Origin of the sequence: Bradyrhizobium sp. JYMT SZCCT0180 (genome assembly GCF_018130165.1) — a bacterium.
In the GTDB taxonomy this organism is placed as follows: domain Bacteria; phylum Pseudomonadota; class Alphaproteobacteria; order Rhizobiales; family Xanthobacteraceae; genus Bradyrhizobium.
In genome coordinates this window covers 144,771-155,612 of the sequence record NZ_JAFCLZ010000019.1, presented here as the reverse complement: position 1 = coordinate 155,612, position 10,842 = coordinate 144,771, and the positions used below count along the sequence as shown (strand labels likewise).

Below are 10,842 nucleotides of genomic sequence, written 5' to 3'. Positions count from 1 at the left end.
CAAGAGCCGCGCCGCGGCCACGAGCAAGAGCCGCGCCGCGCGCTGGTTTCAGGTGCGGCGTTGCCCGAGGCAGCTTAGAGCGTTGCGTACGTCACGTGAAACTTCGGCTTGAGACCTTCAGGCGACCTCCGGGCTCATCAACGTCTCCAGCTTGGCCTTGAAAGCCGCGCCGTCTGCGCACTGGCGCAGCGGCGGACGCACCCGCAGCCAGCCCGCGTCGCCGCTTTGTGCGGCGAGAATTGCCTTCAACGTCGAGGGGAACGACGGCCCGCTGGCCACGACGTCGATGGCGGCCTGCATGCGCGCTTCCGCGCCCGCGCCGTTGATCATGGCCTGAACCAGGCCGGGCACGACATTGCCCATTCCGCAGATCGTGCCGGCGCCGCCGGCGGCGATGGCACGGGTGATATCGGCTTCGTTGCCGACCGTAATCGCAAGATCAGGCGCGGCGGCACGAAACGCCTGGAATTGCCTGAAGTCGCCGCTTGAGTCCTTGAGACCGGCGACGACAACGCCGTAGCGCTTGCGCAGACTGGCCGCCACCGCGACCGGCACGGCGACGCCGGACACCTGCGGGATATGATAGAGCGTGGCGCGAAGGCGGTCGTCAGCCACGGCATCGAAAATCGCGGCGAACGCATCCTCGATTCCCTCAGGCGTAACGGCACGGTCGAAATAGGGCGGCAGGATCAGCACATGGTTCAATCCGAGGCCCAGCGCCGAACGCACCAGGGCGATGCTGTCGGTGATGGCGGGAAAGCCGCCGCCAAGCCCGATGCGCGACGACGCCACGCCGGCCTTGAGCAACGCCTCGACGGTCGCGATTCGCTCGGCCACACCGAATGAGGCGCCCTCGCCGGTGGTGCCGAACAGCACGACGCCATCGATGCCTTTCTCGAAGAGGTTGAGGGCGTGCCCCGCCAGCTTCGCGTGATCCACGGTCCCACTGGCCGTCAGCGGTGTGGGCGCAGCCGCCCAAAACCCGCGAATTGCTGCTGTCATGACCTCTCCCATTGCATTTGGACGCCCCAAGGGGCCTTCTTGACTTCTCTTGTACCTTACATACAAGAATATTCAACTCGGTTTTGAGCAGGCCGCGCCGCCGAAAAACGCATGGGCGCGACAGACCAACAAAGGCTCCGCCATGGATGCGATGACGCGACCCGAACGACCGCTGGAGCTGCTCAGTGCCCTGCAGCTCAAACTCGGCCCGCAAGCAGTGCTGACCGGCGCCGAAATTCCCGCCCGCAATTGCAACGACTGGAGCGCGAGCCTGCCGCAAACACCGATCGCGGTGGTTCGGCCGCTGGACGCGGCGGGCGTATCTGAGACCATCGCGACGTGCCGCAAGGCGCGGCTGCCGTTCGTGCCGCAAGGCGGATTGACCGGCCTGTGCGGCGGTGCCGCACCTGAGCCAGGCTGGGTCGCCATTTCGCTGGAGCGAATGGTCGGCATCGAGGAGATCGATCGCGCCAGCGCGACCATGACGGTGAAGGCCGGCACGCCGCTGGAGACGGTTCAGAAAGCCGCGGATGAAGCCGGCTTCTTCTTCCCGCTCGATCTGGGATCACGCGGCTCCTGCGCGATCGGCGGCAATCTTTCCACCAATGCCGGCGGCAACCGCGTCATTCGTTACGGCATGACGCGCGAACTGGTGCTTGGCCTCGAAGTGGTGCTGCCGGACGGCACCATCGTCACCAACCTCAACAAGCTCTTGAAGAACAATGCCGGCTACGATCTGAAGCATCTCTTCATCGGCTCGGAAGGCACGCTCGGCATCATTACCCGGGTCGTATTGCGGCTGTTTCCGAAACCGCGCTCCACCATGGCAGCACTCTGCGCAGTGGCTGATTATCCTGCGGTGCTGGATCTCCTCGACGCGGCGCGTGGCGGGCTCGGTCCACTTTTGTCCGCATTCGAAGTGATGTGGCCGGACTATTGGGAGGTGATTACCGCGCGGGCCGGCGTGCGCTCGCCGGTCGGCACCGGTCACGGCCTCTATGTGCTCGTGGAGGCGCAAGGCACCGATGAGAGCATCGATGCGCCGCACTTCGAAGCCTGGCTCGAAGACCTGATGGCGCGCGGACTGCTGCAGGACGCCGCCGTCTCGCAATCGGTGGCGCAGACCAAGGCGTTCTGGGCGGTGCGTGACATCTGTTCGGAATTCGGCCAGGTGCTCGGCCCGCACATCTCCTACGATATCGGGCTTGCGGTGGCGCGGATGGATGAGTTCGCCACGCGCTGCAAGGCCGCGCTGGCCAGCGGCATCGCCGGATGCGAGAGCGTCTATTACGGCCATATCGGCGACGGCAATTTGCACCTGGTGTCCTGGGTCGCGGGCCTGCCGGTCGGGCGCCAGCCAAAGGAAGAAATGGACGCCATCATCTACGGGCTGGTGCGCGACATGGGCGGCAGCGTCTCCGCCGAACACGGCATCGGCACGATGAAGAAAAAATGGCTCGGCCATGCGCGCAGCGAAGCGGAGATCACGCTGATGCGCACGCTGAAGGCGGCGCTTGATCCCGATCATTTGCTTAATCCCGGAAAGGTGATCTGATCGGGGCGGAGGCAAGAGGGCCCATGAAATCGCTCAAGCTCGATGCACCGAAGTCGCTGTCGCAGCGGGTCATGCTGCGGCTGCGTCAGGCCATCATCGATGGCGAATTCGGACTGGGTGCGGTCATTTCCGAAGAAATGATCGCGCAATCGTTCGGCGTCAGCCGAACGCCGGTGCGGGAAGCGATGGGCCTCTTGCAATCGCAGGGGCTCGTGGTGATCCGGCCGCAGGTCGGCAGCTTCGTCTTTACCCCGAGCGCTGCCGACATCTCGGCACTTTGCGCGTTCAGGATCATCATCGAGCCCAAGGCCGCCGAGCTCGCCTATCGTCATGACCGCGCCGGGACGGTCGCGGCGATGCAGTCCGCGATCTCGGAGATGGAGCAGGCGCTGGCGGCTAAAGACAACGTCGCCTATGGGCGAGCAGATACAGCAATGCATGAGGCCTTCTTCGCGCATTGCGGCAATCGCTATCTCGTCGAGTCCTATCAACTGGTATCGGGACGCGTGGCCGCGCTGCGCACCAATTTGAGCGCACCGGTCGACGTCCAGACACCGGCCTCGTTCGACGAGCACCGCAAGCTGCTTCACCTGTTCGAGCGCGGCGAGTTCGCGGCGTTCGAGGCGCTGATGACGTCGCACATCGCCAATTCAGGGCTGACCTACGCGCGGGCGCTGGAAGTTGCTTAGGCGCGCCCGCCGGAAAATTTCAAGCGATCGGCGGACGCGCTGAGGCCCATGGACGCGCGGCCTCGAACGCCGCGGACATTTGCAGCACGCCGAGATCGTCGCAACGCCGGCCGACGATCTGCAAGCCCACCGGCAGGCCGGATGCGGTGAAGCCACAGGGAACGGACGCCGCCGGATTCTGCGCCAGGTTGAACGGATAGGAAAACTCCGCCCACGACATCCAGTCCCACTTATGCTGCGGCCAATGGTCGGGCTGCAGCTGCGTGGCTGGGAATGCCGCGACGGATACCGCGGGTGTCAGCAGAAAATCCCAATCCTCGAAGAAATGGTGGATCTCCGCGCAATAGGCGAGCTTTGCGACTTTCATTTTCAGATAGTCTGGCAGCGTGATGTGCTGCCCGGCCTCAAAGCACGCGACAAAGCCCGGATCCAGCCGGTCGCGGGATTCGGCGACGCGATCCGCGTAACGGCTGTAATGCGCCGGCCAGAAAAAACGCGCCAGCTCCGGGCCCTTTGGTCCCCACGGCGTCTTGACCTGTTCGACGCGCCAGCCGAGCTCGGTTTCGAACGCCTCCGCGGCCTTGCGCACCAATGCCGCCACATCAGGATCGACTCGGGCGTGGCCGAGATCCGGACTGAACGCGATACGCGGCGCGCGCGGCCGGTTCGCAAGCTGTGCGGGATAGTCGGCCGGCGGCCCTTCAAGGCTCGACTGATCGTCGGGATGACGGCCGGCCATCACTTTCAGCATCAGCGCGGCGTCCGCGACCGTGCGCGTCAAAGGACCGAGATGCACGGTGTTGTCGCTCGGCGTCATCGGCGATTGCGGCACGCGGCCGTAGGTCGGCTTGATTCCGTAGACGCCGCAAAAATGCGCGGGCATGCGGATCGAGCCCGCGCCGTCACTGCCTTGATGCAGCGGGCCGTAACCTGCGGCGGCACCGACACCGGCGCCGGAAGAAGACGCGCCGGCGTTCAAACCGAGCTTCCAGGGATTATGCGTGACACCGGTCAGCGGACTATGGCTGACACCCTTCCAGCCGAATTCGGGCGTGGTGGTCTTGCCGAGGATGATGGCGCCCGCCTCGCGGAGCCGCGCGACCGCGACGTTATCTGCGGGCGCGACCTCGCCGCGAAACAAATAGGTCCCGCGTTCGAACGGCATGCCGCGCACCGGTTCGAGATCCTTGATGGTGACGGGAATGCCGTGCAGCGGCCCAAGCGAATCTCCCTTGGCGAGCGCGCTGTCGGCCGCCGCCGCGGCGTCCATCGCCTGCGCTGCCGCCAGATGCGCGAAGGCATTCAGTTTGGGCTCAAGGGCTGCGATGCGCTCCAGCACCGTCGACGTGATTTCGACGGAGGACAGTTTTTTGGAGCGGATCGCGCCTGCCAGCTCCGTTGCCGGCGCAAAACAGAGATCAACCTTATCCATGGCCTAGCTTCCGCGCTTCGCGGTCACGGGCGGATCGTAGGCCTGGATCGGCGGCAGGTTGCCGGTGAAACGTTCGACCTCGGCGGTCGTCAGTTGCCCGGTGCAGCCCTGCGCCAGGGAGGACGTACCGACGTCCCGCGTCAGCACGTTCGGATTGCCGTGCACGCAAAGCGAGGCCTCTTCCTGCGGATCGGCGGGATCGTACCAGGCGCCGGTAGCAAGCTGGATCACGCCTTGGCGGATATCGTCGGTGACGCGTACGCCTGCAAGACACGCGCCGCGCTCGTTGAACAGCCGAATGATGTCACCGTCGGAGATGCCGCGTGCGGCGGCGTCGGCCGGATGCATGCATGCGACCTCGCGTCCGCGTTGCTTCGACGCTGCACTGTGGCCACCAAAGTCGAGCTGGCTGTGCAGCCGCGTCGCCGGCTGGTTGGCGACAAGGATCAGCGGCGCGGATGGCGCCGGCACCTGCACCCGCTCCAGCCAGGCCGGATGACCCGGACAGTCGGTCTCGCCAAAGCTCGCGATGGTTTTCGAGAAAATCTCGAGCTTGCCGCTGGGCGTCGGCAGTTTTGCTCCATCCGGATCTTCGCGGAAACGGCGCAACTGCCCGCCATCATCAGGGTGTTGCGGCATGATCAGGCCGTCGCCCTTCCAGAATTCGTCGAAGCTCGGCGCCGCTAATCCGCGCTCTGCCAGCCCCTTCCGTGTCGGTTCATACAGATACTCCAGCCATTGGCGGACATTGCGGCCTTCGGTGAATTCCTCGCGCTTGCCGAGGCGTTCGGCGAGATCGGAGAAGATGACGTAATCGTCCCGCGCGTCACCATAAGGCGGCGCAATCTGCTGCATCGGCACGATTAAGGGATCGTTGGCGTTGGCGCCGATATCCTCGCGCTCCAGCGTCATGGTCGCGGGCAGCACGAAATCGGCATGGCGTGCGGTGGCGGTCCAGCCCAGTTCATGCACCACCAGCGTATCGACCCGCGCAAAGGCCTTCCGCAGGCGATTGATGTCCTGATGATGATGGAACGGATTGCCGCCGGCCCAGTAGACCAGCTTGATGTCGGGATAGGTCTTGGTCTTGCCGTTGTAGCGATAGGAGCCGCCGGGATTGAGCAGCATGTCGGCGATGCGGGCGACCGGAATGAATTCGGTGACGCCGTTACGCGCTTGCGACAACGTCGGCGTCGGCACGGAATTGTAGCGCCGTCCGTAATAGGCGATGGCCCCGAGCGCGTAGGCATAACCGCCGCCCGGCAGACCGATCTGCCCCAGCGCTGCGGCAAGAACGGCGCCCATCCAGACCGGCTGCTCGCCATGTTCGGCGCGCTGCAGCGAATGCGAGACCACGATCAGCGCGCGGCGGCCGTGAAGTTTTCGGGCGAGCGCCACGATGTTATCAGCCGCAACGCCTGATATCGCGGAGGCCCATGCCGCATCCTTGGGCTGGCCATCCGTCTCGCCCAGAACGTAACGCTCGAACACCGGCCAGCCGACCGTGAAGCGATCGAGGAAAGCCCGATCGTGCAGTCCCTCGGTAACCAGCGTATGCACCAGCGCCAGCATCAGGGCGACATCGGTGCCGGGAATGTTGCTGATCCATTGCGAGCGGGCTTCATCAGGCAAATCGCCGCGCAGCGGGCTCACATGGACGAACTGGCAGCCGCGCGCGGCGGCACGCGCCATGGCGCCACGCTCGACATGCTTGCTGGTGCCGCCGCCGGCCACCATGCTGTTCTTCAGCGCCATGCCGCCGAAGGCGAGCACGACATCGCTGTGCTCGGCAATCTGCTCCCAGGAGACGTTGCGCTTGGTCAAATCCTCGTAGTCGCCGATGATGTGGGGCACCACGACGGTGGCGGCGCCGGAACTATATGAATTGACCGACTTGACGTAGCCGCCCATCGCGACGTTCAGGAAGCGATGGACCTGGCTTTGCGCATGGTGAAAACGGCCCGCGCTCGACCAGCCGTAGGAACCGCCGAACACCGCGCCTGGACCATAATTGTCCCGCACGCGGGCGAGTTCCGCGCCGAGCAGGTCCAGCGCGTCCTTCCACGACATCGGGACGAATTCATCGCGGCCGCGGCGCGCGTCCGGCCCGCGCTTTCCTTCCAACCAGCCGCGGCGCACCATCGGCTGCGCGACGCGCGCGCGATGGCGCAAGGCGCCGGGAAAATTGTCGATGATCTGGTTCGGATCGGGATCGTCAGGATGCGGCCGAACCTCGAGTTCATCGCCCTGCCAGCGCGCCGAAAACACGCCCCAATGGGAGGAATGCGGCCGGAAAGCTGCGTCGGACGCGGAATCGGGAGGGGTTTTCTCGGTCACATCGGTCATTCGCAATCTCTCATCGCCATTTGGTGCATGCCAGCACAAATCTGCCGCCGACAGTGTAGACCCATCGGGCGCCGAGAGTATTGCGAAATTGGGAGAGAGGCCTGCTTGACCCGCGCCCCGGGGGCGAACGCCGCCGTGCGCGAGTTGCATCGATTCGGTTTACAGCTGACGCCTGTGGGGGTTCATTGGAGCCTCCCCGCGCCCATCAATCCGGAAAGCCAAACAACCTCGCCGGATTGGTCACCAGAATTTTCTGCAGCTCGGCCTCATCGGGCGCATAGCGATAGAGCAATTCCAGCAAATCCGCGTCGTTGGGCGGCTGCACCACCGAAACCGGGTGCGGCCAGTCGCTGGCCCATACGCAGCGGTCGGGCGCGGCCTCGATATAGGCGCGGGCGATCGGAATGACGTCATTCCACGGCGGGCCCGCTTTCGAGGTCTTTTCACCCAGCGAAAGCATCACCCAGAAATTTCCTTTCGCGAGCAGGTCGAGTACCGCGCGCAGATTCGGGTCGTCCTTGCCGCGCTCGGGATCGGGCCGGCCCATGTGATCGATCAGGACAGGCACGTTCAGCCCGCGGATCTTGTCGAGGTTCCCGACGATGCCGTCCTTCTCGGGCTGAAACTTGGCGTACCAGCCGAGCTCGCGGATGCGCGCGATGGCGCGCTCGAAATCCTTGTCCGACAGCACCGCGCCAAGCTCTTTTCGGAAACTGAAGCGGGCGCCACCGACGCCGGCGGCATTGAGCTTTTCGAGGTAAGCATCATCGGCTTCGGCAAAGACCAGCGCGTTGGCGCAGGCGCGATAGTTCGGCCCCATCGCGGCCAGGCCGTCGAGCACGACGGAATGATCGGCGCCATAGGTCGTGGTTTGCACGATGATGCCGCGCGCGATGCCGAGTGCCTTGTGGACGCGCAGCGCCGCCTCCCACGTCGCTGACGGCATCTGGTAGGCCGCCCCTGCCCGGATCGGATATTTTTCCACCGGCCCCAGCACGTGAAACTGGCTGTCGATGCTCTTTGGCGGCGGCAGCCTCGAAGGACGACGCGGGTTCGGATCGAACGGAAGATAGTCCGGCATGGTGCGTCTCTCTTTTCAGGCTCAATCGATCACGGCGGTGAAGTCGCATTGCACGAGCGCGCCGCCATCCATGTTCATTTGCAGCGCATGACGGGCGGGGCGCGAATGCTCGTCGGGAAACATCTTCAGCCACTCGACGTTGACAGGCGCACGCTGGGTGCGGTCCTGCAGCCACACCGTCATCTTGATGATGTCGTCGGTGCTGCCGCCACCGGCCTCCACAATGGCTTTCATGTGGGCGAACATGTTGGCGCACTGATCCTCGATACGTTCCGGCATGGCGCCGGTTGCGGGATCGCGACCGAGGATGACGCCGGACATCAGAAGATTGCCGATCCGGGACGCATTCGGAATTGGATTGGCATGCTTGAACTCACCGATATGGATGCTTTTGCGTCGCGTCATTTGCACACCTCGCTTTGATAGATATTCGCTCAGACGAATTGGCAGGAGACCGATCCGAACGGACCGTAATCGGCATGAAACGTATCGCCCCTGCTGATTTCGACCGGGCGCGTAAAGGATCCCGCCAACACCACTTCGCCTGCGGCCAGGTGCTCGTCATGGAGCGCCAGCCGATTGGCGAGCCACGCCACGCCATTGGCCGGGTGGTTGAGGACGCCGGCCGCTATCCCGGTCTCCTCGATTTGCCCGTTGCGAAACAGCAATGCGCCGATCCAGCGCAGATCGGCCTCCAGCGGCCGGAACGGCCGGCCGCCGACGACCAGCGCCGCGTTCGCCGCATTGTCGGAGATCGTATCCATGACCTTGCGCGGCGCCTTTGTCTGGGGATCGACCCGGTGCATGCGCGTTTCCAAAATTTCGAGCGCGGGCGTGACATAGTCGGTGGCGTTGAGCACGTCGAACAGCGTGCAGTCCGGCCCCTTCAGCGGCGCCTTCAGGACGAACGCCAGTTCGACCTCGATGCGCGGGGCATGAAAACGGTCGAACGGAATGGTGCCGGCGTCCGCATAGAACATGTCCGCGAACAGCACGCCGAAGTCAGGTTCGGAGATACCCACCGCGTTCTGCATCGCCTTCGAGGTCAGGCCGATCTTGTGGCCCTTGATGATCCGGCCGCGCGACAGCTGGACCTTGGTCCACGCCCGCTGGATCGCATAGGCGTCCTCGATCGTCAGATCCGGATATTCCGACGTGAACGCAGGGATCAGCGACTTGCTGCGTTCGGCCTCGTCGAGACGCTGCGCGAGGCGGTCGATGGTTTGCTGGTCGAGCATGACTTAAGCTTCCGCCGCAACGACGTTGCGTAAGGTACCGATGCGGGATGATTCCACCTCGACCACGTCGCCCACCTTCAGCCAGCGCGGTGGATCGAGCCGCGCGCCCGCGCCGGTCGGGGTGCCGGTTGCGATCATGTCGCCTGGCTTCAAGGTCGCGAAGGTAGAGAGATAGGCGATCAGGAAGTCGAACGGAAACATCAGCCGCTCGGTGGAATCGCTCTGGCGCACCTCGCCGTTGACGCGGGTGACGATATCGTGCGGCCCGCGCGGATCGCATTCGTCTGATGTGACGATCCACGGTCCGACGCTGCCGGAGCGGTCGAAATTCTTGCCCTGCGTGACGTTGAACTTGCCGTGGTGCAGCCAGTCGCGCACGCTGCCTTCGTTGCACAGCGTCATGCCGAAGATGTGGTCGAAGGCCCGCTCGCGCGGGATATGGCGGCCCGCCTTGCCGATCACGATGACGAGTTCGCCCTCGTAATCCAGTTGCTCGGATATTTTCGGCTTCTCGATCGGCTGACCGGACCCGACCACCGAGGACGGATTGCGGACGAACAGGCTCGGATATTTCGGCAGGTCGGAATTGTCTTTATATTCGGCGTTGCGATCCCGGTAGTTGACGCCGATGCACCACAGCTTTTCCGGTGCCGGGATCGGCGAGCGCAAAGTGAGATCGCCGAGCGCATGGTCCGGCGCTTGTCCGGCGATGGCGGCGCGCGCGGCCTCGAGGCCGTCGCCGGCGATCAGGGTCCGCAGATCGGGAAATTTTGATCCGATCCGGCTGCTCAGATCGACGACACCGCCGGGAACGGCCGCGCCAAAGCGCGGTTGCCCGTTCGAGAGATAGCTCAGAAGACGCATATCGCTTCCTTCAGGATTCGGATTTCGAGGTCTGGAACACGGACTTCAGGGTGACGATCTCGCCGAGCCGCGCGTAGCGCGGACCGCCGATGCGGGCGATCGGATCAAGCGCCTCGGTCTCGATCTTGCCGTTCTGCAGCAGCCCGTCGCGGACATGGAACACCAGTACTTCGCCGACGATCAGCCGGCTGCGGGTGTCGCCGAATTCGAGGCATTGCCGAAAGCGGCACTCCATCGCGATCGGTGCTGCGGCCAGACGCGGCACCTTGATGCGCTCGCTCGGCAGTGTCTCGAGCGCCAGCTCCTCGACCTCGCTGACATCGGGCGGATGTTCGGTGGAACTCTCATGCACCGCAATCATCAGGCTCGAATCGGCGATGTGGACGACGTATTCCTCGTTGTTGAGAATATTATGCGCCGTGTCCTTGTAGATTCCGGCCTTGCGGCCGACGCTGATCGCCAGCATCGGCGGCTTCGGCGAGACAAAGGTAAAGGCGCTGAACGGCGCAAGGTTGACGGTGCCGCCGCCCGACAGGCTGGTGACCCAGGCGATCGGACGCGGCACCACCACGCCGGTGATCAGCCGGTAGGCCTTCTCGGCATCGAGATCTGACGGATCGATCCGCATCGCAGCT

10 protein-coding genes are annotated in these 10,842 nt (G+C 64.4%); 2 read left to right on the top strand and 8 right to left on the bottom strand.

Annotation, left to right across the window (positions count from 1 at the left end; translation table 11 throughout):
• Window positions 1–117 precede the first annotated feature (117 nt).
• The gene (locus JQ641_RS26675; RefSeq protein WP_211998845.1) at window positions 118–1,002 is read right to left on the bottom strand and encodes a dihydrodipicolinate synthase family protein; all 885 of its coding nucleotides are present in this window, start codon (window positions 1,000–1,002) and stop codon (window positions 118–120) included.
• Between the two features lie 142 nt (window positions 1,003–1,144).
• Here JQ641_RS26675 and JQ641_RS26670 point away from each other — a divergent pair, with 142 nt between their 5' ends.
• Both JQ641_RS26670 and JQ641_RS26665 read left to right on the top strand, forming a co-directional pair.
• Window positions 1,145–2,557: an FAD-binding oxidoreductase gene (locus JQ641_RS26670; RefSeq protein ID WP_211998885.1), complete on the top strand. Its 1,413-nt coding sequence runs from the start codon at window positions 1,145–1,147 to the stop codon at window positions 2,555–2,557.
• A gap of 23 nt (window positions 2,558–2,580) precedes the next feature.
• Window positions 2,581–3,246: a GntR family transcriptional regulator gene (locus JQ641_RS26665; RefSeq protein ID WP_211998844.1), complete on the top strand. Its 666-nt coding sequence runs from the start codon at window positions 2,581–2,583 to the stop codon at window positions 3,244–3,246.
• Window positions 3,247–3,265: 19 nt separating this feature from the next.
• On the opposite strand, the gene JQ641_RS26660 is transcribed toward JQ641_RS26665, so the two are convergent.
• From JQ641_RS26660 to JQ641_RS26630, 7 genes are all read right to left on the bottom strand, one after another.
• Complete coding sequence (locus JQ641_RS26660; RefSeq protein WP_211998843.1) at window positions 3,266–4,678, bottom strand: amidase; 1,413 nt, start codon at window positions 4,676–4,678, stop codon at window positions 3,266–3,268.
• 3 nt (window positions 4,679–4,681) lie between these two features.
• Complete coding sequence (locus tag JQ641_RS26655) at window positions 4,682–7,024, bottom strand: molybdopterin guanine dinucleotide-containing S/N-oxide reductase (protein ID WP_211998842.1); 2,343 nt, start codon at window positions 7,022–7,024, stop codon at window positions 4,682–4,684.
• Between the two features lie 205 nt (window positions 7,025–7,229).
• Entirely contained in the window at window positions 7,230–8,105 is an 876-nt protein-coding gene (locus JQ641_RS26650; protein WP_211998841.1) for an amidohydrolase family protein, read from the bottom strand.
• Window positions 8,106–8,126: 21 nt separating this feature from the next.
• On the bottom strand, window positions 8,127–8,510 hold the full coding sequence (locus tag JQ641_RS26645; protein ID WP_211998840.1) for a RidA family protein: 384 nt from the start codon (window positions 8,508–8,510) through the stop codon (window positions 8,127–8,129).
• Between the two features lie 29 nt (window positions 8,511–8,539).
• Complete coding sequence (hpaH, locus tag JQ641_RS26640; RefSeq protein WP_211998839.1) at window positions 8,540–9,343, bottom strand: 2-oxo-hept-4-ene-1,7-dioate hydratase; 804 nt, start codon at window positions 9,341–9,343, stop codon at window positions 8,540–8,542.
• 3 nt (window positions 9,344–9,346) lie between these two features.
• A complete protein-coding gene (locus JQ641_RS26635) occupies window positions 9,347–10,207 on the bottom strand; it encodes a fumarylacetoacetate hydrolase family protein (RefSeq protein WP_211998838.1) in 861 nt (286 codons plus the stop codon).
• 10 nt (window positions 10,208–10,217) lie between these two features.
• Entirely contained in the window at window positions 10,218–10,835 is a 618-nt protein-coding gene (locus JQ641_RS26630) for a flavin reductase family protein (protein WP_211998837.1), read from the bottom strand.
• Window positions 10,836–10,842 lie beyond the last annotated feature (7 nt).

Coding starts and splice junctions, on each gene's coding strand:
- JQ641_RS26675 (WP_211998845.1), bottom strand. CDS start 1,002: ATGACAGCAGCAATTCGCGGGTTTTGGGCGGCTGCGCCCACACCGCTG.
- JQ641_RS26670 (WP_211998885.1), top strand. CDS start 1,145: ATGGATGCGATGACGCGACCCGAACGACCGCTGGAGCTGCTCAGTGCC.
- JQ641_RS26665 (WP_211998844.1), top strand. CDS start 2,581: ATGAAATCGCTCAAGCTCGATGCACCGAAGTCGCTGTCGCAGCGGGTC.
- JQ641_RS26660 (WP_211998843.1), bottom strand. CDS start 4,678: ATGGATAAGGTTGATCTCTGTTTTGCGCCGGCAACGGAGCTGGCAGGC.
- JQ641_RS26655 (WP_211998842.1), bottom strand. CDS start 7,024: ATGACCGATGTGACCGAGAAAACCCCTCCCGATTCCGCGTCCGACGCA.
- JQ641_RS26650 (WP_211998841.1), bottom strand. CDS start 8,105: ATGCCGGACTATCTTCCGTTCGATCCGAACCCGCGTCGTCCTTCGAGG.
- JQ641_RS26645 (WP_211998840.1), bottom strand. CDS start 8,510: ATGACGCGACGCAAAAGCATCCATATCGGTGAGTTCAAGCATGCCAAT.
- hpaH (WP_211998839.1), bottom strand. CDS start 9,343: ATGCTCGACCAGCAAACCATCGACCGCCTCGCGCAGCGTCTCGACGAG.
- JQ641_RS26635 (WP_211998838.1), bottom strand. CDS start 10,207: ATGCGTCTTCTGAGCTATCTCTCGAACGGGCAACCGCGCTTTGGCGCG.
- JQ641_RS26630 (WP_211998837.1), bottom strand. CDS start 10,835: ATGCGGATCGATCCGTCAGATCTCGATGCCGAGAAGGCCTACCGGCTG.